This is a genomic window from Acinetobacter sp. SM1B (assembly GCF_003289665.1).
GTDB lineage: Bacteria > Pseudomonadota > Gammaproteobacteria > Pseudomonadales > Moraxellaceae > Acinetobacter > Acinetobacter schindleri.
On the sequence record NZ_QMBM01000001.1, the window covers coordinates 117813 to 141322 of the forward strand.

Consider the following 23510-nt stretch of genomic DNA (forward strand, 5'->3'; position numbering starts at 1 on the left):
GTTCTCGCAATTTACATTGTAAATCAACATGATTTAATTTGTATGTTATTTTTTATTGCTTGCCAAACGTAGTAAAGCTTGGCTAAGCTTAGGGTCGCTTATAAAGTCAGCAGCACTACGGAGCATATCCTGTGTTTCTGGGCTTAAGGCTCTTTCGGATTTTTCTGTAATCAAAGGTGTTTTGGAGGGATTTCGTAAACACACTTGCAGTTTGGTTAAGTCCTTTAATTCGCTAATTTGAGAGAGTTGTGAAACGTATTGCTTCTGTAAGTAGGCCAATTGAGAAATCATGGCCTGGTTTTCACCAGTAAGCGTTAACACACCATTTTGATAGCAGACAACCTGCCACTGTTCCGGTTGGGGCAACAAAGGTTGAATGAGTTTTGTAAGTTTCTGCCATGCAGCAACTTGTGATGAGAGAAACGAGAAGTTTCCTGTTTTTATGTGTTTTCTTGTTTGTTGAAAAACGTTGACAGGTTCAGACATACATCATTCCTACATGATTATGCCTTAATCTTATGCGCTCTTTTCGGTAGATATCAAGGAAGAGATCACCCAAGGAACTCGATTAAAACAGTTTTAGAGAGGTTTTTTATGCATTTGCGACGTATTTTGTTGGCATTTTCCCTGGCGAGTTCAGCTGCTTCTGTAGCATTCGCAGATTTAGTGGATCTAAATCAGGAAAGTGGATCCGTCGATCGTCTTGAGCAGCTTACACGGACTTTAGCACAGGGCGCTTACACACAATCAGATGATGTTTATATCCCTGCTGAAACCAAATTAAGTGTTCAGCTCCGTGAGAAGCCAGTTGAGCTCAACAATGCAACGATTGAGAAAAAATACGGCGCTTCTAAGTCTACATCTAAATCTTCTTCAAGTTTTTCATCTTCTCCATATTCCTGGTTAGTTGCACATCCTCTGCCAAACCTGAAACGTGTCAGCTCTGACTTTGGTGGGCGTACCATGAATGGTCGCGCTGAAAACCATTCTGGTCTGGATATGTCTGCACCAAGCGGTACACCGATCTATGCGACGGGGCCTGGTATTGTGACCAAGTCAGGTTGGGGTACAGGTTACGGCCAATACGTGGAAATTAATCACGGTAATGGTTACCTAACTCGTTATGCACATGCTTCACGTCTGATTGCACGTGTGGGTGATCGCGTAGAAGCAGGTGAGCACATTGCCAACGTAGGATGTACAGGTCGCTGTACAGGCCCGCATTTACACTATGAAGTAGTAAAAGACGGTCAGCGTAAGAATCCTTCAACTTATCTTGCCATGCTGCCATAAGGCCTGTCAGGTCATTTAAGCTACCCTGTACATAACACCTACAGAAAAAGCACATCCATATTTAAAAGTAATAAATCTCTGGTCTCTTTCTAAAATGAGAGAAACTGGAGATTTATTGCTTTCAGGTCTTAATTTATCACTAAAAAAATATGATCAATGTATAATTTTGATTCTTTACTGACTCAGATTTGTATCTTTGTGTAATAAATGATCAATAGGTATTTAGCTGCTAAATACCCTGGCATTCGCGCATTCAGCGTGGGCGATACCTGTCACTGCCCTAAATATGATACATATAAACGATTAATGTAGATCTTTAGGAACAGTAGATTATGGCGTTTTATGGCGATACAGACGCGCAAGAAACTCAAGAATGGCAAGACGCTTTTGACTCTGTTTTGCAACACATGGGCACTGAGCGTGCAGCTTTCTTATTAGAGAAACTTTATCAGCGCGCGATTGCTAAGCATGTTCCCATTCAGCGTTTAAATACTCCTTACTTAAACACGATTTCTGTTGAAGAACAACCACCTATGCCGGGTGACCAGGACATGGAGCGCCGCATTCGTGCGCTGATCCGCTGGAATGCATTGGCGATGGTTCTTCGCGCAAATAAAACTGGCGATGATCTAGGTGGCCACTTGGCCAGTTTTGCATCATCCGCAACGTTATATGATGTAGGCTTTAACCACTTCTTCCGTGCCAATAGCGACAGCTTCGGCGGTGACATGATCTATTATCAAGGTCACTGTGCTCCGGGTATCTATGCACGTTCATTTCTGGAAGGCCGTTTAACGGAAGACCATTTAAATAACTTCCGTCGTGAAGTAGATGGCGTTGGCTTACCTTCTTATCCACATCCATATTTGATGCCGGATTACTGGCAGTTCCCGACTGTATCGATGGGTCTGGGTCCAATTATGTCGATCTACCAGGCACACATTCAAAAGTATTTGATGAACCGTGGCTTGATCAAGGAAGAAGATCGTAAAGTCTGGGCTTACCTGGGCGATGGTGAGATGGATGAACCAGAAAGTACCGGTGCAATCTCTCTGGCTGGCCGTGAAAAGTTAGATAACTTGATTTGGGTGGTCAACTGTAACCTGCAGCGTCTTGATGGCCCGGTACGTGGTAACGGCAAGATCATCCAGGAACTTGAGTCGCTATTCCGTGGTGCAGGCTGGCGCGTCATTAAAGTCGTTTGGGGCCGTCATTGGGATCCATTGCTTGCCAAAGATGAAACTGGCGCTCTAAAAGCGATTATGGAAGAAGCGGTAGACGGCGATTACCAACGTTATCAAGTAAAAGGTGGTGCTTATACACGTGCGCACTTCTTTGGTAAATACCCAGAAGCTGAAGAGCTGGTTAAAGGTTTAAGTGATGAAGACATCGACAACTTGAACCGCGGTGGTCACGATCCATTCAAAGTATATGCAGCCTATGCAGAAGCAATGAAATCCACAGGTCAGCCAACTGTTATCTTGGCGAAAACAGTGAAAGGCTATGGCCTGTCTGAAGAAATTGAAGCGGTGAATAAGACTCACCAAATCAAGAAAATGCAGCTTGAGTCGTTGAAATATGTACGTAACCGTTTCAACTTGCCATTTACTGATGAGCAGTTAGAAGAAGTTCCATTCTACCGTCCAAGCGAAAACTCGCCTGAGTTGAAATATATGAAGGCACGTCGTGAGGCGCTCGGTGGTTACCTGCCTGCACGTCGTAAGGAAAGCGAACAGCTTGCGATTCCAGAACTGTCGGTATTTGACGCAGTACTTGCAGGTTCTAACGGTAAGCAACAATCAACCACCATGGTGATGGTTCGTTTAATTTCTTCATTATTGAAAGAAAAAGCCATCAAAGACCGCGTGGTTCCAATCGTTCCAGATGAAGCACGTACATTTGGTCTGGAAGGTATGTTCCGTCAGCTGGGCATTTATGCTGCACATGGTCAAAAATACACGCCTGAAGACCAGGAACAATTGATGCATTACCGTGAAGCAAAAGACGGTCACATGCTTCAAGAAGGGATTAATGAAGCGGGTGCGATGAGTGCCTGGGCTGCGTTGGCAACCAGTTATTCAACCAATAACCTGCCAATGATTCCAATGTACATGTACTACTCTATGTTTGGTTTCCAGCGTATTGGTGACATTGCATGGGCAGCAGGTGATGCGCAAGCACAAGGCTTCTTGCTCGGTGCCACAGCAGGTCGTACTACATTGAATGGTGAAGGCTTACAGCACCAGGATGGCCACTCGCATATTCTTGCGAATACGATTCCAAACTGTATTTCTTATGATCCTTGCTTTGGTTATGAGCTTGCCGTGATTGTTCACGATGGCTTGAAGCGTATGTACGTGAATCAAGAGCGTGTGTTCTACTACTTAACCGTAATGAACGAAAACTACGAGCATCCTGCAATGCCACAAGGTGTTGAAGAAGGCATCAAACGTGGTATGTATCTGCTGGAAGAAGACGAGAAAGCGACTGTCCAGTTGCTTGGTTCAGGTGTGATTCTGCGTGAAGTGATCAAAGCTGCGAAGATCCTGCGTGAAGAATATCAAATCCATTCAAACGTATACAGCGTAACCAGTTTCAACGAGCTGGCACGTGATGGTATGGCGTGTGAAGAGTACAACCGTTTACATCCATTAGCTGAAGAAGTGAAAGAGTCTTGGGTTGCTCAGCAACTACGTGGCACAAACGGTATCGTTGTTTCTGCAACAGACCATATGCGTGCGTATAGTGAGCAAATCCGTGCCTACCTTCCAGACAACCGCCCATTCGTTGCATTGGGTACTGATGGTTATGGCCGTTCCGATACACGTGCCAAACTTCGTAGCTACTTCGGTGTAGATGCTGCTCATATTGTGGTTGCTACATTGAAGAAACTGGCTGACGAAGGTGAAGTAGATGCTCGTCTAGTGAAAGATGCGATTTCTAGCTTCGAGCTGGATACTGATCGTCCAGTTGCATGGGCGCCACAAGCAACGCCTGAACTACACGCTGTTGCTGACTACAAGGAGGAGAACTAATCATGCAAATTACGACTCCTGATATTGGTGTAGATAAGGCAACAGTTGCTGAAATTCTGGTGAAAGTGGGTGATACCATTACCATCGATGAAAGTATTGTGCTGCTGGAATCTGACAAAGCCTCTGTTGAAGTGCCTAGCACTTCAGCAGGCGTGGTAAAAAGCATTCTGGTTAACCAGGGTGATGAAGTATCTGAAGGTGCAGTACTCATTGAATTAGAGGCTGAAGACGATGCCAATGCTGTAGAAACCCAGCAAGCTGATGTGTCTGATAAAACTTCGGAAAATACCGCGACTTCATTACCTGATGATGAAATCCTTCAGGAAGTGGCTTCACATCAGCCGGGCACTGCGGCTAAACAAAGCCAGGCACCTGCTGCTAATAGCGCTGCATCTGCGACTGTTGAAGTGAAAGTGCCAGATATCGGTGTAGAAAAAGCACTGGTGGGTGAAATTCTGGTACAGGTCGGTGATGAAATCACGGTTGATCAAAGCATCGTGGTCGTAGAGTCTGATAAAGCGACTGTTGAAGTTCCAAGCACCGTCGATGGTACAGTAGACGCTATACAAATTAAGGAAGGTGACACCGTTAAAGAAGGTGTGGTTATCCTAACAGTGAAAACTGCGGCTTCAGTATCGGTTAAGCAAGCAGCTCCTGAGTCGGCTGAACAGGTTTCTGCACCAGCAGCACCTGAAGCCAAAGCTGAAACAGTTACACAAGCACCCGCAGCGCCTGCGGGTGATGTGGAAGTGAAAGTACCTGACTTGGGTGTCGACAAAGCTGCTGTAGCAGAAATTCTGGTACAGGTCGGTGACAAGGTTGAGAAAGACCAAAGCATCATCGTGGTGGAATCGGATAAGGCGACTGTCGAAGTGCCAAGCACGACTGCAGGTGTGATCAAGTCAATTCATGTTGAGCTCGGCCAGAACGTTTCTGAAGGCATTGCACTGATTACGATTGAAGCTGCAGGGCAGGCAGCACCTGCGACAGCCCCGGCTCCAAAAGCAGAAGTGCCAGCAGTTAAAGCTGCACCTGCACCAGCTGCAGCGTCAAAAGCTGAGACTGCTGCTGCACCTGAAACACAAAATGCCGACAAGCTCACCAAAGAGCAGAACGCTGCCAATGCCAAAGTCTACGCCGGTCCCGCAGTTCGTAAACTTGCACGTGAGCTGGGTGTGGTACTTGCTGAAGTCAAAGCATCTGGTCCGCATGCACGCCTGATGAAAGAAGATCTGTTTGCATATGTGAAAACACGTCTGACTGCACCGGCACCTGCTGCAGTTGCGCCAGCCGCGGCTGCACCCGCAGGCTTACCAAAACTACCAAGCTTCGATGCATTTGGTGGCGTGGAAGAGAAAGCCTTGACGCGTTTGCAGCAGGTTTCTATTCCGCAGTTGTCTCTCAATAATTACATCCCGCAAGTGACACAGTTCGACTTGGCCGATATTACTGAACTTGAAGCATGGCGTAATGAACTTAAAGGCAACTTTAAGAAAGAAGGCCTAAGCCTGACTATTATGTCATTCATCATCAAGGCAGTAGCACACCTGCTAAAAGAAGAGCGTGAATTTGCAGGTCATTTGGCAGATGACGGTAAGTCAGTCCTGTTGCGTAACGAAATCCATATGGGGATTGCAGTCGCAACACCAGATGGTTTGACGGTTCCTGTACTGCGTAATCCAGATCAAAAATCCATTAAGCAAATTTCGAAAGAATTGGGTGAACTGGGTCAAAAAGCACGTGATAAGAAACTTTCACCGAAAGATCTGCAAGGTGCGAATTTCACGATTTCAAGTCTTGGAGCAATTGGTGGTACAGCGTTTACCCCACTTGTGAACTGGCCACAAGTTGCAATCCTGGGTATTTCACCTGCGACCATGCAACCGGTTTGGAATGGTGAGGGCTTTGATCCACGCTTAATGCTTCCATTGTCATTGTCATACGATCATCGTGTGATTAATGGTGCAGATGCGGCACGCTTCACCAATAAATTAACCAAATTGTTAAAAGATATTCGTAGCCTATTGATCTAATTCATTAATGCTTTAATAGAAAGACCCTGCTCCGGCAGGGTTTTTTTATATTACGATTTGTAAATATGGATGCTCTTGATTATAATGAGCTTACTTCATTGGGGAGTAGCCGCCTTTTGCGCAAAGCGAAAGGGTGATGGTCAACATATTTGTCCTGAACCGGACATGGTCATCATAGCAAAGAACCAAATGAGCTTCTCGAAGCTTTCTTTTGTTGGCAAGACCTTTGATTTACCATTCTGCAGATTTTGGCTGGCGGGAAGGGTAAGTCATCGGTAGCACATGCCAGCCAGAGAAAGACACATGTACGAATTCCTTCTTTCAACTGCCATTGTAGCGCTGGCCGAAATGGGCGATAAGACCCAATTGCTTGCCTTGCTGCTTGCCGCGCGATTCAGAAAGCCTGTTCCTATTCTTGTTGCGATCTTGCTAGCGACCTTGATCAACCACGGTTTGTCTGCGGTATTAGGTCAGTGGATTACCACGGTAATGAGTCCAGATGTGTTGTTATGGGTTGTTTCAATTGGTTTTATTGCAATGGCGATCTGGATGCTGATTCCGGATGAACTTGGTGATGAATCTTCTAGCATCAATAAATGGCAAAAATTGGGGGTATTTGGTGCGACCTTTATCCTATTCTTCCTGGCAGAAATTGGTGACAAAACCCAAGTTGCAACTGTAGCCTTGGCAGCACGTTTTGACAGTGTGCTTTGGGTGATGCTGGGAACCACAATAGGTATGATGATTGCCAATGCACCGGCAGTTTTTATTGGGGATAAGCTGGCAAACCGCCTGCCAATCGCCTTGATTCATAAAATTGGTGCGTTGATCTTCTTGTTGATTGGTATTGGTACCTTGCTCAAACATTATTATTTCTAATTCATAAGAATAATATATTAAATCCTGAGCTAAAAACTCGGGATTTTTTATTGTGAAATAGCTCTCAAAATGCTGATAAATAAGGCTATATATACATTTTTATTTATTGTAAGTTTCTCCGAATACTTATATGTTAACAACAACACAAAAATCATTTTTAAATGTATAAAATTGGGGAAAGTTATGGCTTTTGAACGTACCACATCACAGGTTTTATTTGATGATGGCATCCACAAGTGCATTAGTTTTACCAGCCTGGTAAAAGGTGAAGGCGTTCAGGCCAACCAGTTTTTAATTATTGATAATAACCGTGCGGCAGTACTGGATCCGGGTGGTGACCTGACTTATGTGCCACTCACCATGGAACTGAACAAATATACCCGTTTGGCCAATCTGGACTATGTCATGGCCTCGCATCAAGATCCGGACATTATCACTTCGATGCCGCGCTGGTTAGTCTATACCGATGCCAAAGTGGTTGCATCCAAGCTTTGGGCACGTTTCTTGCCGCACCTGAACTCGGCCTTTATGAGTGACCGCATGAAAGGTAACTGGTTAGATCGTCTGGTGGAGCTGCCGGATCATGGCCAGATTATCAAACTGGGCAATTCCAATATTGTGGCAATTCCCGCTCATTTTCTGCATTCAGTGGGTAATTTCCAATTCTATGACCCGATTGCAAAAATCCTGTTTTCAGGCGATATGGGCGCGTCTATGGTCGAAGACGCTTCGCGTCCACTGGAAAACTTTGCGGCGCATATCCCGAAAATGAAAGGCTTTCACCAGCGCTATATGTGTAATAACAAGGTGATCCGTCTCTGGGTGCAAATGGTACGTACCATGGATGTAGAAATGATCGTGCCACAGCACGGTACACCGTTTGTGGGCAAAGAGCAGATCAATCAGTTCCTGGACTGGATTGAAACCCTGGAATGTGGCACTGACTTAATGGATGAAACGGTATTTACCTGTCCGGAATAACAGGAAAAATTAAAAAAATACTTGAGTGAAAAAACAACATTTTTTATATTTTTGAATTCCAAAAAATCTTTTTGATGACGAGAATTTATAAAAAATGTTGTCTCAAGTTCCAACACAGGATGCATGTTTAAGTTGTGGCGCATGTTGCGCCCATTTCAGGGTGTCGTTTTATTGGGCAGAGGGTATTCCGATGCCGGAGCACTATACGGAACCTGTTACATCGGTGTATTCGTGTATGGCAGGGACCAATCAGAAAAATCCGCGCTGTATTGCATTACAAGGTACGATTGGTGAGCAGGTCAGTTGTGGTATGTATGAGCTACGCAGTACTTCATGTAAGGAAGTACAGGTTGCAGATGCGCAGTGTAATAAAGCCCGCATTGCCCATAATATGATTCCATTCATCCAGATCGATCGGGATGAAGCCGAGAATGACGATAACTTTGAACGCGTCAGTTAAATCTTGAATTTAAGATTTTAAAAAACAGAGCTTCGGCTCTGTTTTTTATTGGAGATAAATATTGGCATGCTTGAGCTTCAAATTTACAGGCAAAGTATTATCGCTGAATGATTGGTTTTTTATTTCACTATCTGTGGAAAATAACAAGTGCATAAATGATTTTGTAAGCTTAATTATTCTTCTTGCCAAGCTGGAATATTTAAACTGTTGATTGAATAGTCGAATTTATAAATTTAGCCAGTTAAATTAAATCTAAGTCCAGATTTCGACAAAATAAATTTTGCAATTGCAATGAAATTTAGAGCTAAATTTGTTTATAATGGCGCACGGAAATTACCAGTGAGACTGTTATGTTGACCATCGTTCAAGACGCGTTAACCTTCGATGATGTCCTATTACTCCCTGCCTACTCTACTGTTCTCCCAAAAGATGTCTCTCTAAAGACACGCCTGACTCGTGGCATTAACCTGAATATTCCTCTTGTGTCTGCAGCTATGGATACGGTGACTGAATCCCGTATGGCGATTGCAATGGCGCAAAATGGTGGTATCGGTATTCTGCACAAGAACATGGATATTGCTGCACAGGCTGCTGAAGTACGTCGTGTGAAGAAATTCGAAGCGGGTATGGTGAAAGATCCAATCATTGTTACCCCAGAAACTACCGTTCGTGAGTTGATTGCCTTGACTCAGGCAAACAATATTAGCGGTGTACCTGTTGTTAAAGATGGCAAAGTGGTTGGTATCGTGACAGGTCGTGATACACGCTTTGAAACCAATCTTGAACAGCCAGTCAGTAACATCATGACAGGTCAGGATCGTCTGGTCACAGTTCGTGAAGGTGAGTCGAAAGAAAACATCCAGGCCTTACTGCAAAAACACCGTATCGAAAAAGTTCTGGTGGTAAATGAACAGCAAGAACTGAAAGGTTTGATCACGGTTACAGATTTCCGCAAAGCTGAAAGCTATCCAAACAGCTGTAAAGATGACTTAGGTCGCCTACGCGTGGGTGCTGCAGTTGGTACGGGTGCAGAAACACCAAGCCGTGTTGAAGCATTGGTTGAAGCTGGTGTAGACGTGATTGTCGTCGATACTGCACATGGTCACTCTGCTGGTGTGATTGAACGTGTACGTTGGGTAAAACAGAACTTCCCACAAGTTCAGGTGATTGGCGGTAACATTGCAACGGGTGATGCTGCACTTGCACTTCTGGATGCTGGTGCAGATGCTGTTAAAGTGGGTATCGGTCCTGGTTCAATCTGTACGACGCGTATTGTTGCCGGTATTGGTATGCCGCAAATCTCTGCAATCGATTCAGTTGCGAATGCATTGAAAGAACAGATTCCATTGATTGCTGATGGTGGTATCCGTTTCTCTGGCGATATGGCAAAAGCGATTGGCGCTGGTGCAAGCACCATCATGGTGGGTTCACTGTTGGCTGGTACCGAAGAAGCACCAGGTGAAGTTGAGTTCTTCCAGGGCCGCTACTATAAAGCTTACCGTGGTATGGGCTCATTAGGTGCGATGGCTGGAGCAACAGGTTCTGCAGATCGTTATTTCCAGGATTCTAAAGCGGGTGCCGAGAAACTGGTTCCAGAAGGCATTGAAGGGCGTGTACCTTATAAAGGCCCAATGGGTAACATCGTGCATCAGATGATGGGTGGTCTGCGTTCATCTATGGGTTATACCGGTTCTGCAGTGATTGAAGATCTTCGCCAAAATGCGAAGTTTGTGAAAATCACTTCTGCAGGTATGTCTGAATCTCACGTACATGACGTGACGATTACCAAGGAAGCGCCGAATTATCGCGTTGGCTAATTTCCTTTCTGCACTCGTTCGAAAAAAGCCGTCATACAAATGACGGCTTTTTTGTTTTGGTGTAAAGTGTCACACATTGTAAAAATGGATGATGGAAATCACCCAATAAGAAGTGAGACAACGATGAGTTATTTTGGCACCGATGGTATCCGTGGCAAGTTTGGCGAATTGCCAATTACGCCTGAGTTTGCGCTTAAATTAGGCTTTGCTGCAGGAAAGGTACTCAAGCGATATAGCAAGAAAAATAAACCGCTGGTGGTGATGGGGAAAGATACGCGTTTATCAGGCTATATTTTGGAATCTGCCTTGCAGGCGGGCCTGAACGCAGCAGGTGTTTATGTACATTTACTGGGTCCATTACCGACTCCTGCAATTGCCCATTTGACCCGTGCACTGCATGCCAGTCTGGGTATTGTTATTTCAGCTTCTCATAATCCGTATTTTGATAACGGGATTAAATTCTTCTCAGGTGAGGGCAAAAAACTGCCAGATACTTTGCAGGATGAAATTAATCAGGAACTCGAAAAAGAACTGGTGATTGAAGATACGGCGAATCTGGGTAAAAGTTTCCGTGTCAAAGATGCCAATGGCCGTTATATCGAATTCTGTAAATCGACATTCCCTTATCATTTAGATCTGAATGATTTAACGATTGTAGTGGATTGTGCCAATGGGGCAGCCTATAACGTGGGTCCTGCAGTGTTCCGTGAATTGGGCGCAAAAGTTATTGCAATGTTTGATGATCCTGATGGCCTTAATATCAATAAAGACTGTGGCTCAACTCATCCTGAGAATCTGCAAAAAGCAGTCATTGAATATCAGGCTGATCTTGGGATTGCCTTTGATGGAGATGCTGACCGTGTCATTATGGTCGACAAAAACGGTGAGCAGATTACTGGTGACCATATTCTGTATATCCTTGCGACTCAGGCCAAAAATAAGCCAGCAGGAATTGTGGGCACACTCATGAGTAATATGGCGCTGGAATTGGCTCTAGAAAAAGCCCAAGTCCCATTCTTGCGTGCCAAGGTGGGTGACCGTTATGTATTACAAGGTCTGGAGCAAAAGGGCTGGGTCACTGGCGGTGAGCCATCCGGTCATATCCTGACACTAGACAAGAGCACCACGGGTGATGCCATTATTGCTGCGCTACAAGTATTGACAGTGATGGTTGAGCAGAAGAAAGCTCTGCATGAACTGGTAGCGGATTTCCGCTTGTTACCGAACGTATTGGTCAATGTGCGTCTGGACGCCATGTTTGATCCGTACGCCGTCCCTGCGCTTGCTGCTGAATTTGAAAAAGCAGAACAACAGCTGAAAGGCCATGGCCGCTTGCTGATTCGTAAGTCAGGTACTGAGCCGGTTATTCGTGTTATGGTGGAAGGCGAAGACCTGGATGAAGTCACTACACTGGCCCATTCATTGGCAGATGCTGTACGTGCCAATGCTGCCTAAACTTGCTGACTGATTATAGAGAGATGGAATGACTGATTTAATTAAAGATCTGAGTGAACTACGTCTGAATTATCAGAAAGGCGAGCTGCTTGAGGATCAGGTTAAACTGGATCCACATGAACAGTTTTTGTTCTGGTTTAACCATGCCCTGGCAGCGCAACTGCATGAGCCTTATGCCATGTCACTGGCTACGGCAAATGCGCAAGGTCGTCCGCATGTACGCACAGTCTTACTGCGTGGGGCGACTCCAGATGGTTATGCTTTCTATACCAATTATGATAGCCAGAAAGGGATGGACCTTGAGGTAAATCCTTATGCTGAGCTGCTATTTTACTGGCAGGAGCAGGAACGACAAATCCGTGTTTCTGGGCGTGTAGTTAAAATCTCCAAAGAAGAATCCACAGATTATTATCATAAGCGTCCACGTGACAGTCAGATTGCTGCGCATGTCAGTACGCCCCAGAGTGGCGTGATTGCCAGTCGTGATGAGCTGCAGCAGCGTTTCTGGGACTACCATGATACGATGGCGAACCAGGAACAGCTTGATAAGCCAGAATTCTGGGGTGGTTACCGTTTAGTACCTGATTATTATGAATTCTGGCAAGGACGTCCAAATCGTTTGCATGATCGTCTGAGTTATACCAAGAATGACGATGCCTGGACATTGCAGCGACTGATGCCATAAATGCCAAAACTTGAAATCAAGCAGCGCCCTTTACTGACCCGTCCTGAATCTTTTCAGGACGTACCGTCTTTTATTGCAGAGATTCTGGCACGCCGTGGAGTGGAATCGCAGCAGGAGCTTGAGCTGAAACTCAAGTATCTGTTGGCACCGAGCATGAAAGGCTTGCCGGAAGCCATTCAGCTGATCGATGCAGCGATTGATGCAGGTCAGAAAATCGTGATTGTCGGTGATTATGATGCCGATGGTGCCACCAGTACGGCATTAATGCTGCTGGCACTGCGTGATATGGGAGCGGATGTTAATTATCTGGTCCCAGACCGTTTTAAATATGGCTATGGCTTAACGCCGGCAATTGCTGATCTGGCATTTGCCAGTTTTACCCCTGATCTACTCATTACTGTGGATAATGGTATTTCCAGTCATGACGGGGTAAAACAGGCACAAGATCATGGTATGCAGGTGATTATCACTGATCACCATCTTACCACCAAACCGACACCTGCTGCTGAAGCGGTGGTCAATCCAAATCAGCTCGGTTGTGAATTTCCAAGCAAGGCACTGGCTGGGGTAGGCGTGGCTTTCTATGTATTAGCCAATCTGTCTACCCATCGTAAGAAGCTTGGTAAGTCTTCTACAGTAATCACCAATTATCTGGATCTGGTGGCACTGGGAACCTATGCAGATGTAGCTAGCCTGGACTATAACAACCGTATTTTGGTTGATGCTGGGCTGAAGCGGATTCAGCAGCACTTATGCCGTCCAGGGATTAGTGCACTGCTGGAAATCGCAGGGCGGGATGCAGCAACGTTAAAAGCCCAAGATCTCGGTTTTGTACTCGGTCCGCGCATTAATGCGGCTGGACGTATGGAAACCATGGATATCGGGATTGAATGTCTACTCGCTAAAGATCTGGCAACTGCTTATCCACTCGCAGAACAGCTGAATCAGCTCAATGTCGAGCGCCGTCAGGTCGAAGGCAAGATCAAGCAGGAGGCGCTGGCTGAACTGGAAAAAATCCAGCTGGATGAAATGGAGCTGCCGGCTGCCCTGATCATGTTTGAACAGCATTGGCATCAAGGCGTGATTGGAATTGTCGCTGGACGTTTAAAAGAACAGTTCCATCGTCCAAGTATTGTTTTTGCTGCAGATGAAGATGGCATTCATATCAAGGGTTCTGCCCGTTCAATTGAGGGGATTCATATCCGTGATGCGATTGAGCGGGTCGCTGAACAAAATCCACATATTGTCAGTCACTTTGGTGGGCATGCAGCTGCGGCAGGCCTGACCATTAAAAAAGCACATTTTGCTGAATTTAAGCAGACCTTTGAACAGTTAATAGGCAGTATGGATGAAAGTCTGTTTACTGCAACGTTATGGACTGATGGTGAGCTGCCAGCCTCTGCATTTCAGATTGATACAGTAGATCTTCTGCATAATCTGAGCCCATGGGGACAAAAGTTTCCACAACCTATATTTGAAGGCATATTTAAAGTATTGGATTATCGCTGGCTTAAAGAGGTACATCTGAAGCTGCGAGTGGCGCTGGAAAATGGACAGGTGGTGGATGCGATTGCCTTTAATGCAGCCAGTAAATATCAGTTTGATCCAATGCGGGACAGTGTACGTCTGGTCTATGAACTGGACAAAAATATCTTTAATGGCAATGTCAGTTTGCAGATGCGGATTGCACATCTGGAACAGTAAATAAAAAACCGCTCAAAAGAGCGGTTTTTTATACTCTGTAATATTTAATTAGAAGCGATATGCTGCACGAACAGAGAAAGAATCTTCATCATCACCTAAGCCTATACGTCCTTCAAGGCTCATTTGAGGACTGAAGAATTTTTTTGCATTGATGCCAAACTCGTCATAGACATCATTGTCATAATAGTCGACGCCTACGCTAAAGGTTTTATCAAAGTAGTAGTCGCCACGTAATGAGAATTCATCTAAATCGCCAAGACCGAAATAAGCTTCCAAGTTGATGTCATTGCCTGCCAATGGTGCAACATATTTAGCGCGTAAAGTTGGATCAACACCATCATCATTGTCATTGTCCCAACCACGCAGGCCAGCGGCAAGTAGTAGACCTGGTACTGGTAAATAACCTACTTCAGCACCATACGTGGTTAGATCTGATTCGGCTGTGACAGGGCCAAGCTCAACTTCTGTTTCATTATGGCTAATGTCAGCACTGATATAGAAATCAGAGTTAGGTACAAATAATTCTACGCCTGCTCCTAAACTCGTAGTATCGATGTCATCATTACTAATATAGGCAAACCCACCATTCACATTGCTGGCACGATTTAAAAAAGCAGCTTCATTGAATGGGGCGTTTTTCACTTGTACAGGATTAAAGTAGTAGGTTCCATCTAGGCCAAATCCGATTGCAGAATCTCCTTGATCGGGATCAATATAAATCAGATTACCACCTACTTCAGTCTGATAAGCATGGCTCAAACCAAATGTACCCAGCAGGGCAGTTACAAGTACAATTTTTTTTAACATGTATAAGTCTCGGTTGTTATTGATAAAACTTGAAATTTTATACTTGTAACAAATTGTATGTTTTTTATTCTTATGGTCAAGACCATTGGTCTTATTTTGGTGCATTAAAAAAGCCCCTCCGAAGAAGGGCTCTTTTATTAAAGCTATGTCTAACTTAGATTAGAAGCGATATTTTGCAGCTACACCAAATTTATTGTAGTCATTATTACCTGCTTCACCAAAGCCTACACGGCCTTCAAGACTAACTTGCTGGTTGATGAATTTACGTGCACTCACACCAAATTCACTACGGTCGATAAGGTCATTGTTCTGATAGTCAGCACCAACGCTTAAAGTTTTATCGATAAAGTAGTCAGCTTTCAGGTTGTACTCATCGAGATCACCAAAAGCGGCACCAGCTTCAAGGTTAATGTCTTTACCGTTGCTTAAGGTAGTCACATATTTTGCACGAAGTGTTGGATCTACACCGTCATCACGGTCGTTATCCCATCCTTTCACACCAGCAGCAATCAATAAGCCTGGTGCTGGAAGGTAACCCACTTCTGCAGCATAAGTCGTCAGGTCATTATCGAAGTCATCATTGTCTTGTAAATCATGACCACTCACCTTACCACCTAAATAGAAGTCTGAATTCGGTACAAAGTATTCTGCACCGACACCGTAGCGATGTGCTTCAGCATCACCAATTTCATCATATTGGTATTCAGCTTTCACATTGCTTGCACGATCAAGGAAAGCAGCTTCGGCTAATGGTGAATTACGCGTTTGTACAGGATTAAAGTAGTAAGTGCCATCTACACCGAAAGAGCCGCTTGAACTACCGTTGTCCGGATCTGTTAAGCCTGCTGATGCACCAATTTCTGCTTGATAAGCATGTGCTGCGGTACCCGTAAAAGCTACGGCTGAAATTAGTGCTGAAGCGATTGCTAATTTTTTCATGCGGATACTCCCCTCTGAAATTTTGGCTGGGATTTAATACATTTTTTGTTACAGTTTCAGTCTAGCCCAAATCGGCAGATCGTCAATCAAGGGAAAGTTACATTAATGTCAATACAGTAATTTTGTGTAATTTTATGATTTTAATTCATTGAAATATAAATAAAAAAAACAATGTTTTGTTTTATTAAAACTATGTAAAGATTGTGAATTTTAGAGATTTTGATTAATAAATAATCAGAAAATTTATGATGAAATAGACTGGTTGAGTTTTAAAAAATTAGAAATTTTTCGTTAATAAAATTCATTTTGAATGCATTTTCTCTCTATATGAAGATGAATCAACACTGCTAAATTGATTGAGTTGAATTATTGAAATAAATATTTATGGCAGGCAGAAATCATACAGATGTCCTGTTCAAACTGCGGGAAAGGACTGTGATATAATTGCCTGCTAAAAATTTATGCCTTATTGATTGAGAGAAATTCACGTGGAAATTAATCCTTATCTACTCCAGCTAAAAGACTTGAACGAACGTGGTCAAACACTACGGGGGTATCTTTGACTACGATCTGAAAAAAGAGCGTTTGGAAGAGGTTCTCCGTGAATTAGAAGATCCAGCCATCTGGAATGATCAGAACCGTGCGCAGGCTATGGCCAAAGAAAAAGGCGAGCTTGAGAATGTACTGAATGTACTGGATGGTCTGGCGAGTCAGCTTGAAGATGCACAAGCCATGCTTGATCTGGCTGTAGAAGCCGATGAAGAAGCCATGCTTGAAGATGTTCAGGCAGAATTGACAACAGCAGAAGAAGAGCTGGCAAAGCTTGAATTCCGTCGTATGTTCAGTAATCCGATGGATCCGAATCCATGCTATGTGGAAATTCAGGCAGGTTCAGGTGGTACGGAAGCACAAGACTGGGCATCGATGCTGCTGCGTATGTACATGCGCTGGATTGAACGTCATGGTTTTAAAGCAGAAGTGATGGAAGAGTCTGACGGTGATGTAGCCGGGATCAAGTCTGCTACGATCCGGGTAGAAGGTGAGTATGCCTATGGCTGGTTACGTACCGAATCAGGTGTACACCGTCTAGTACGTAAATCACCATTCGACTCGGGTAACCGCCGTCATACTTCATTCTCTGCAGTATTTGTATCGCCTGAAGTAGATGACAATATTGAGATTGAAATCAATCCTTCAGATGTCCGTACCGATACTTACCGTGCCTCGGGTGCCGGTGGTCAGCACATTAACAAAACTGACTCTGCGGTACGTCTGACCCATATTCCAACCGGTATTGTGGTGGCCTGTCAGAACCAGCGTTCACAACATGCCAACCGTGACCATGCCTGGAAACAGTTACGTGCAAAACTCTATGAACTGGAAATGAGCAAACGTAATGAAGCGGCTCAAGCATTAGAAGACTCGAAGTCTGACATTGGTTGGGGTAGCCAGATCCGTTCTTATGTACTGGATGACTCACGTATCAAAGACTTACGTACTGGTGTTGAAAATTCAAATACAGGTGCAGTTCTGGATGGTGATCTGGATAAATTTATTGAAGCAAGCTTGAAACAAGGCCTGTAAGCAGACCTTTTAACTCTCTGCGTAGCAAAGCAGATACAGTTTGTGACTCTTATATCTAAAATATTCGATATATAAATCGAAAAAATACGATATAATGGGATAAATGCTGCAATCAGCTTTGTTGCGCACGACTATGTGATGTGACTATGGACTTTGATCTGATCTTTAAAGCACTGGCAAATCCCACACGCCGGCAAATTCTGGAATGGTTAAAAACACCAGAGCAGTTTCTGTCTGCCGAAGAATGTGGCGGCTTTCAGCGTGGTGTTTGTGCGGGCCAGATTGAAAAATTAGGGCAAGTTTCGCAGTCCACCATGTCCAATCATTTGTCCGTGTTACAGCAGGCGGGATTAATTACCGCCACCAAACATGGGCAATGGTCATATTTCTCCCGCAACGAAGCTTTGATTCAGCAGTACATCGAACATCTACAACAACACCTCTAAAATAGATCTGGAGGTCGGAGTCAGTATGGCTGAATTAAATACCCCCCTGAAACTGGGTGCGCTTGAATTAAAAAACCGTGTCATCATGGCGCCTTTAACCCGTAGTCGTGCAACCGATGAGCGTGTCCCAACCGCGATGATGGCTGAGTACTATGCCCAACGTGCAAGTGCAGGCCTGATCATTTCTGAAGCGACAGTTATTTCTGAAGAAGCCAATGGTTACCGCAATACACCTGGGCTATTTACAGATGCACAGGTCGAAGGCTGGAAACTGGTAACCAATGCTGTACATGAGAAGGGTGGTTTAATCGTTGCCCAACTATGGCATGTGGGGCGTGTTTCTGATCCAGAGCTGTTAAATGGTGAAACACCGGTATCGGCGAGTTCAGTACAACAGGCCGGTCACGTCAGCCTGTTACGTCCTAAGCGCCCTTATGTTCTTCCACGTCCGCTGGAAATCTCAGAAATTCATGCCATTACCGAGCAATATAAGCAGGCTGCAATTCGTGCCAAAGACGCCGGTTTTGATGGGGTAGAGTTGCATGGCGCCAATGGTTATCTGATTGACCAGTTCCTGCAAACCAAGACCAACAAGCGTGAAGATGAATACGGTGGTTCTGTTGAAAACCGGACTCGTTTCCTGCTGGAAGTGGTGGATGCCTTGATCGAAGTCTGGGGCGCGGATCGTGTTGGTGTGCATCTGGCACCACGTGGTGATGAGCATGACATGGGTGATGATGATCCACGTGAAACATTTGGTTATGCAATGGAGCAGCTGGGCAAACGTCAAATCGCGTTTTTCTTTACTCGTGAATATCTGGCTGAAGACAGCATTTCTGAATATATGAAACAGCGTTCAGGTGGCGTGCCGTATATTGCTAATATGCGCTTGAGCCGTGAGGATGCTATTGAACTTTTAGCCTCAGGTAAAGCAGATGCGGTCTCTTTTGGTAAGGCCTATATTGCCAATCCGGACCTATACGAGCGTCTGTTACAAGATGCACCGCTGAACGAGCTAAAACTGGAAAATATGATCGGCAGTCAGGCGGCTGAGGGTTATATTGATTACCCGACTTTGGCAGAAGTAAAAGTTTTAAGCACAATAGAATAATCTGAAAATAAGCCACATCGGTTAACATGTCGATGTGGCTCTGTTATATTTTGCCGATTCACTCAATTTCGGGGCAACATTTGGCTACTCCTTTTTGGTACAACGCGGCACTGACACTGATCAAGCCTTTATATCAGTCACGTATTCGCAAGCGTGCGGAAAGTCCTGAACAACTACAACAGGAATTGCTTGAGCGTTTTGGTCCGTTTCAGACCCCAAAAAACAAACATGCCATCTGGTTTCATGTGGTTTCGGTTGGAGAGACTAATGCGGCACAGCCACTGATTGAATATTATTTAAAATCAGGCCATCCGGTGCTGGTAACCAATACCACTAAAACAGGTCAGGCACGCGCCAAATCTCTTTTTCTTAAAGAACCCTATTTAAATTTATTTCAGGCCGTTTATTTACCTGCCGATCAAAAACATCTGATTCAGGATTTTTATCAGAAATATCAGCCGAAATTATTGCTATTAATGGAAACTGAGCTCTGGCCAAATCTCATTGATCAGGCAAGGAATTATAAGGTGCCCTGTCTGTTGCTGAATGCCCGTCTTTCAGAAAAATCAGCTCAAGGTTATGGCAAGGTCAAAGGGCTAACCCGTAGCATGCTGAACGCAATGCAGCAGCTATTGGCTCAAGATCTTGCAACCCAACAACGTTATATTGATTTAGGCATCGAAACTAAAAAAACCCAGATTTTAGGTAATATCAAGTTTGATATCACGGCACCACAGCAGTTTATTGAGCGTGCGAGTGAGTTAAAACGGGAATGGACTTTACAAGGCCGTAAGATCATTACCTTGGCCAGTACCCATGCACCGGAAGAACAGCAGCTGATGGCCGAATTAAAAGCAGCTCTAGATACTGATCCAAACTTACTGTGTATTGTGGTGCCACGTCATCCGGAACGTTTTGATGAAGTGTTTCAGGCCGCGCAGGCTCTTAACTTAACCACCCAACGCCGTAGTTTGGAACAGAAAATTGAAGCGGATACCCAGATTTATCTGGCAGATTCAATGGGTGAGATGTGGCTGTGGTATGCACTTAGCCAAGTCTGCTATGTCGGTGGTTCTTTAAATGAGCCTGGTGGTGGACATAATATTCTGGAGCCGATCGCACTAAATGTGCCTACGATTCTGGGTAAGAATTATTTTAACTTCCAGACTATTGTGGATGAGTTTATTGAAGCTCAAGCTGTAGAAGTGGTAGAGAATGTTCAGCAGGCAGCTACAACTTTGCTGAAGATTCTAAATGATTCATCCAAGGCAGAAAGTTTAAATACCGCAGCACAAAAGATTATGCAGCAGAATCAGGGTTCGCTTGCCAAGCATATTGCAGTAATAGATCAGTATTTGTAAAACTGCACCACACTCGCATATATCGGTTTACTACTAAAAGTTTAATTGTAGAGATGACCTACTTTTCAGAGATGAAAAGTAGCAAAAATCTTTTGTTTGATTGAGAATACATCCATGTACCCCAATCAAACGGGTGACATCCATGTCACCTGTCACGAATGCCAATGGCGAGTTGTTATTCCTATATTGAGTTGTGATTCCTATATGACTCATTGTTGTGCTGATGATTGTCGTGCAGACAATGCGTTACTGAATTAAATCTTTTGATTGGTTTTTAGTTATGAACATCGTCCTGCTTGATCCTCGTCAAACCCAATCTGAGATTTGGGCGATCAGTGCCAAACGTCAATTGGAACATTTGCAACAGCATCTGGATATTCAAGTCGGTGATACGCTTAAAGTGGGTATCCGTGAAGGCAAACGGTATCTTACGGAAATTATCGAAATTACAGAAAAAACAGTTCGTCTCAAACCCTTAAAAGAAGAAGCTGTGCCTGCGAAGTTGCCAGTGACGCTGATTGTGGCTTTACCACGTCCGAAAGTGTTGCGTCGTTTAATTATGGATGCGGCGACACTTGGGGTAGAGAAGATCATTTTGCTGCATAGCTATCGAGTGGATAAAAGCTATTGGCAAACTCCATTTTTACAACAGTTAGATCATTATATAGAGCTGGGACTGGAACAGGCCGGGGATACGATTGCGCCGAAAATCGAATTCTATAAACGTTTTAAACCCTTTGTAGAAGATGTACTACCGACCTTGATTAGTACAGATTGCCCGGCTTATGTGGCGCATCCTTATGCTGAAAGCAAAATGCCTTTTGCAATTGAGCATCCGTGTACGGTGGTAATTGGACCAGAAGGTGGTTTTATTCCTTATGAAATAGATTTGCTTATAAAAAATGGCTGCCAGGCTGTGAGCCTTGGCAACCGTATTATCCGTACTGAAACAGTAATCCCTTATGTCTTAGGTCGACTGTTTAGCACGGCCTGAAGCATCTTCAGTATTTTCACCACGGTACACTTTTACTTCCTGTACAGGGTAAGGAATTGAAATGCCATGTTCCGCGAAGGCTTCAATCACATGTTCCTGAACGGTACTGATTGAATTACCTGTAGAATTTTCCTGGGTGTCGACCCACCAGGTTACCGTCAGATTAATCGAGAAGTCAGCCAGTTGAGTCACATTGACATTAAAAGCAGGCTGGCTGAGGATCAACTGATCCTTGTCCAGAATTGCCATAATGATACTCTTGGCTTTCTGCACATCATCTTCATAGCCAATACCAACCACAAACTGACAGCGGCGGCGTGGATAAGCCGTATTTACCGTCACGGCACTGGTATAAACCGTTGCATTTGGAATCACAATGCGGCGGCCATCGGGTGAGCGCAGGAAAGTTGCACGGATCTGGATATCTTCTACCGTGCCTTCCATGCCTGAGACAATAATGTCATCGCCAATTTTAAACGGTTCACCGAGCAGAATCAGCACGCCGGACAACAGGTTCTGGAAAATATCCTTGAAAGCGAAACCGATCGCCACCGAACCAATCCCCAAGGCACTCATCAGCTGCCCGGGTGTAAAGCCTGGAATAGCAATGACCATGGCAATCAGGAAGCCAATAAAAATAATTGCAGATGTACCGACACGGTTAAGTACCAATACCAGGTTCTGTTTACTGTAACTCCGTTCACCAATCGCTTTACGCACAAAAAACTTGAACAGCTTCGAAAGCAGATAAAAGATACTGAAAACTACCAGTGCGATACAGATATAAGGCAGGCGCTCCCAAAACGCCTCAATAAATTTATCGACGGTTGAATACGCATCATTATATTTAGCCGTGTGCTCAATGACGGTCTGAGCAGTTTTTTCAGTTGCTTGATGCAACAGCTCAGTTGTCCCTTCAGTCACTTGGCTTAGAGCATTGTCTTTTTCAGCCACGAGTATCCCGATTATAAAAAAATCGCATTATTTTGCCTGATTTTTACATTGAACTTAATAGAAAGTTGCATAGCCCTTGCGGGTGGTAGCAAAATTTAACATAAGCTTAAAAATATTCTGTCCCTTGCTGGATCACTTCCTGTGGACTTTCCAGCTCACCACTTCCCATCATGAAGGATACCATGCTGCTAGCAGCAAATAGACTTAACACGGTCAATAGTATTATCAGCCAGGCCAGAATTTTTTCCCAGACTGCAGTTGGTCGCGGTGCACCAAAGCGGTTATGTCCTGCTGTGCCTCTTGCCAGCAGCAGATAGAAAATAAATAAAATATTAACCACCGGCACTAGCATCAGCAGCATCAGCCAGCCAGATTTATTCAGGTCATGCAGGCGGCGTGCCACTACCACAATATAGAAATACAGATAGAACACAACCAACAGCAGATAGCCCAAGCCAGCCAAACCAGTCAGTGCATCAACAAACTGCCGATTATCCAGAGACAAGGTGGTCAGGCTGAAAATACCGCTGACCAGACTGAGGGCAATCGAAGCAAAGAAAAAAATGATATGCAGGAAAGCGTACCAGCCAATAAAGCTGAGCCGGCCAAAGCGCCCTTCAAGAGATAGCGGATTATCATTGGAAGGTGCCGGAGAGCGGGAGAAAAATGGCGAAGTATCTTTAGAGTTCATGGGCTGAGCCAGTTCAAGTAATTGAAAACAGGCAAACATGTTTGCCTGTAAGGAAGTATAAAAATTCAACACCATTATAAGATTAAACGGAATGGTGAGATACGAAAACTAGACAGGAATGTATTGGATTCACCTGTAAACCTATGTTTTAAATGGATTGATCAGAATACGACCAAAGCATGATTGTCCAATTTGAGATAAGCCGTTCATACTGAGCTATGCATAAAAAACAATCAATAACGTGGCATGAACCTTTCGTGATGAGAGGGAATAAGATCAAG

20 protein-coding genes and 1 riboswitch are annotated in these 23510 nt (G+C 44.4%); of the genes, 15 read left to right on the forward strand and 5 right to left on the reverse strand.

The genetic code is table 11. The features are described 5' to 3' along the window. Positions 1-45: 45 nt before the first annotated feature. Entirely contained in the window at positions 46-486 is a 441-nt protein-coding gene (locus tag C8322_RS00545) for a DciA family protein (protein WP_004813748.1), read from the reverse strand. 108 nt (positions 487-594) lie between these two features. On the opposite strand from C8322_RS00545, the gene C8322_RS00550 reads away from it, so the two are divergent. The 10 genes from C8322_RS00550 (at position 595) to recJ (ending at position 14342) form a co-directional block, all read left to right on the forward strand. Continuing rightward, complete coding sequence (locus C8322_RS00550) at positions 595-1293, forward strand: M23 family metallopeptidase (protein ID WP_004813747.1); 699 nt, start codon at positions 595-597, stop codon at positions 1291-1293. A gap of 332 nt (positions 1294-1625) precedes the next feature. Then, entirely contained in the window at positions 1626-4328 is a 2703-nt protein-coding gene (gene aceE / locus C8322_RS00555; protein WP_004890761.1) for a pyruvate dehydrogenase (acetyl-transferring), homodimeric type, read from the forward strand. A gap of 2 nt (positions 4329-4330) precedes the next feature. Continuing rightward, complete coding sequence (locus C8322_RS00560) at positions 4331-6361, forward strand: 2-oxo acid dehydrogenase subunit E2 (RefSeq protein ID WP_008305745.1); 2031 nt, start codon at positions 4331-4333, stop codon at positions 6359-6361. Positions 6362-6449: 88 nt separating this feature from the next. Next, positions 6450-6592: riboswitch (yybP-ykoY riboswitch) on the forward strand. A gap of 72 nt (positions 6593-6664) precedes the next feature. Beyond that, positions 6665-7240 (forward strand): TMEM165/GDT1 family protein, encoded by a 576-nt coding sequence (locus C8322_RS00570; protein WP_008305743.1) that lies wholly within the window; start codon positions 6665-6667, stop codon positions 7238-7240. 183 nt (positions 7241-7423) lie between these two features. Then, entirely contained in the window at positions 7424-8221 is a 798-nt protein-coding gene (locus C8322_RS00575) for an MBL fold metallo-hydrolase (RefSeq protein WP_004813740.1), read from the forward strand. Between the two features lie 94 nt (positions 8222-8315). Further along, on the forward strand, positions 8316-8681 hold the full coding sequence (locus C8322_RS00580) for a YkgJ family cysteine cluster protein (RefSeq protein WP_008305741.1): 366 nt from the start codon (positions 8316-8318) through the stop codon (positions 8679-8681). A 350-nt stretch (positions 8682-9031) separates the two neighbouring features. Beyond that, the gene (gene guaB / locus C8322_RS00585) at positions 9032-10498 is read left to right on the forward strand and encodes an IMP dehydrogenase (protein WP_004813737.1); all 1467 of its coding nucleotides are present in this window, start codon (positions 9032-9034) and stop codon (positions 10496-10498) included. Positions 10499-10621: 123 nt separating this feature from the next. Next, positions 10622-11953 carry a phosphoglucosamine mutase gene (gene glmM, locus C8322_RS00590; protein WP_005220577.1) on the forward strand — a complete coding sequence of 444 codons (1332 nt, stop codon included), beginning with the start codon at positions 10622-10624 and terminating at the stop codon, positions 11951-11953. 28 nt (positions 11954-11981) lie between these two features. Next, on the forward strand, positions 11982-12638 hold the full coding sequence (gene pdxH / locus C8322_RS00595) for a pyridoxamine 5'-phosphate oxidase (RefSeq protein ID WP_005220579.1): 657 nt from the start codon (positions 11982-11984) through the stop codon (positions 12636-12638). Next, positions 12639-14342 carry a single-stranded-DNA-specific exonuclease RecJ gene (recJ, locus tag C8322_RS00600; protein WP_008305735.1) on the forward strand — a complete coding sequence of 568 codons (1704 nt, stop codon included), beginning with the start codon at positions 12639-12641 and terminating at the stop codon, positions 14340-14342. It abuts the gene before it with no gap. Positions 14343-14390: 48 nt separating this feature from the next. On the opposite strand, the gene C8322_RS00605 is transcribed toward recJ, so the two are convergent. Further along, positions 14391-15149 (reverse strand): putative porin, encoded by a 759-nt coding sequence (locus C8322_RS00605; RefSeq protein ID WP_034592709.1) that lies wholly within the window; start codon positions 15147-15149, stop codon positions 14391-14393. Between the two features lie 159 nt (positions 15150-15308). Further along, entirely contained in the window at positions 15309-16088 is a 780-nt protein-coding gene (locus tag C8322_RS00610; RefSeq protein ID WP_004813724.1) for a putative porin, read from the reverse strand. 488 nt (positions 16089-16576) lie between these two features. Between C8322_RS00610 and prfB the strand changes: the two genes are divergently transcribed. The 5 genes from prfB to C8322_RS00635 all read left to right on the forward strand — a co-directional run bounded on the left by prfB (position 16577) and on the right by C8322_RS00635 (position 21584). Continuing rightward, positions 16577-17672 (forward strand): peptide chain release factor 2 gene (gene prfB, locus C8322_RS00615; RefSeq protein ID WP_108675737.1). Its coding sequence is split into 2 segments (ribosomal slippage): positions 16577-16648 and positions 16650-17672, totalling 1095 coding nucleotides; the frame shifts between segments, so codons are not numbered across the junction. A gap of 146 nt (positions 17673-17818) precedes the next feature. Further along, positions 17819-18118 (forward strand): ArsR/SmtB family transcription factor, encoded by a 300-nt coding sequence (locus C8322_RS00620; protein WP_005180779.1) that lies wholly within the window; start codon positions 17819-17821, stop codon positions 18116-18118. A gap of 25 nt (positions 18119-18143) precedes the next feature. Next, positions 18144-19229 carry an alkene reductase gene (locus tag C8322_RS00625; RefSeq protein ID WP_008305724.1) on the forward strand — a complete coding sequence of 362 codons (1086 nt, stop codon included), beginning with the start codon at positions 18144-18146 and terminating at the stop codon, positions 19227-19229. Positions 19230-19309: 80 nt separating this feature from the next. Then, positions 19310-20590, forward strand: coding sequence for a 3-deoxy-D-manno-octulosonic acid transferase (locus C8322_RS00630; RefSeq protein ID WP_008305722.1), 1281 nt, complete (start codon positions 19310-19312; stop codon positions 20588-20590). Between the two features lie 280 nt (positions 20591-20870). Beyond that, complete coding sequence (locus C8322_RS00635; protein WP_005220593.1) at positions 20871-21584, forward strand: 16S rRNA (uracil(1498)-N(3))-methyltransferase; 714 nt, start codon at positions 20871-20873, stop codon at positions 21582-21584. Here the strand turns inward: C8322_RS00635 and C8322_RS00640 are convergent. Next, positions 21558-22538: a mechanosensitive ion channel family protein gene (locus C8322_RS00640; protein ID WP_005220594.1), complete on the reverse strand. Its 981-nt coding sequence runs from the start codon at positions 22536-22538 to the stop codon at positions 21558-21560. The genes C8322_RS00635 and C8322_RS00640 overlap by 27 nt on opposite strands. A gap of 106 nt (positions 22539-22644) precedes the next feature. Then, complete coding sequence (locus tag C8322_RS00645; protein WP_004890720.1) at positions 22645-23268, reverse strand: DUF805 domain-containing protein; 624 nt, start codon at positions 23266-23268, stop codon at positions 22645-22647. Between the last annotated feature and the right edge of the window lie 242 nt (positions 23269-23510).

Coding starts and splice junctions, on each gene's coding strand:
- pdxH (WP_005220579.1), top strand. CDS start 11,982: ATGACTGATTTAATTAAAGATCTGAGTGAACTACGTCTGAATTATCAG.
- C8322_RS00575 (WP_004813740.1), top strand. CDS start 7,424: ATGGCTTTTGAACGTACCACATCACAGGTTTTATTTGATGATGGCATC.
- C8322_RS00605 (WP_034592709.1), bottom strand. CDS start 15,149: ATGTTAAAAAAAATTGTACTTGTAACTGCCCTGCTGGGTACATTTGGT.
- C8322_RS00635 (WP_005220593.1), top strand. CDS start 20,871: ATGAACATCGTCCTGCTTGATCCTCGTCAAACCCAATCTGAGATTTGG.
- C8322_RS00560 (WP_008305745.1), top strand. CDS start 4,331: ATGCAAATTACGACTCCTGATATTGGTGTAGATAAGGCAACAGTTGCT.
- C8322_RS00545 (WP_004813748.1), bottom strand. CDS start 486: ATGTCTGAACCTGTCAACGTTTTTCAACAAACAAGAAAACACATAAAA.
- C8322_RS00580 (WP_008305741.1), top strand. CDS start 8,316: ATGTTGTCTCAAGTTCCAACACAGGATGCATGTTTAAGTTGTGGCGCA.
- C8322_RS00620 (WP_005180779.1), top strand. CDS start 17,819: ATGGACTTTGATCTGATCTTTAAAGCACTGGCAAATCCCACACGCCGG.
- aceE (WP_004890761.1), top strand. CDS start 1,626: ATGGCGTTTTATGGCGATACAGACGCGCAAGAAACTCAAGAATGGCAA.
- guaB (WP_004813737.1), top strand. CDS start 9,032: ATGTTGACCATCGTTCAAGACGCGTTAACCTTCGATGATGTCCTATTA.
- C8322_RS00610 (WP_004813724.1), bottom strand. CDS start 16,088: ATGAAAAAATTAGCAATCGCTTCAGCACTAATTTCAGCCGTAGCTTTT.
- glmM (WP_005220577.1), top strand. CDS start 10,622: ATGAGTTATTTTGGCACCGATGGTATCCGTGGCAAGTTTGGCGAATTG.
- recJ (WP_008305735.1), top strand. CDS start 12,639: ATGCCAAAACTTGAAATCAAGCAGCGCCCTTTACTGACCCGTCCTGAA.
- C8322_RS00550 (WP_004813747.1), top strand. CDS start 595: ATGCATTTGCGACGTATTTTGTTGGCATTTTCCCTGGCGAGTTCAGCT.
- C8322_RS00625 (WP_008305724.1), top strand. CDS start 18,144: ATGGCTGAATTAAATACCCCCCTGAAACTGGGTGCGCTTGAATTAAAA.
- C8322_RS00570 (WP_008305743.1), top strand. CDS start 6,665: ATGTACGAATTCCTTCTTTCAACTGCCATTGTAGCGCTGGCCGAAATG.
- C8322_RS00645 (WP_004890720.1), bottom strand. CDS start 23,268: ATGTTTGCCTGTTTTCAATTACTTGAACTGGCTCAGCCCATGAACTCT.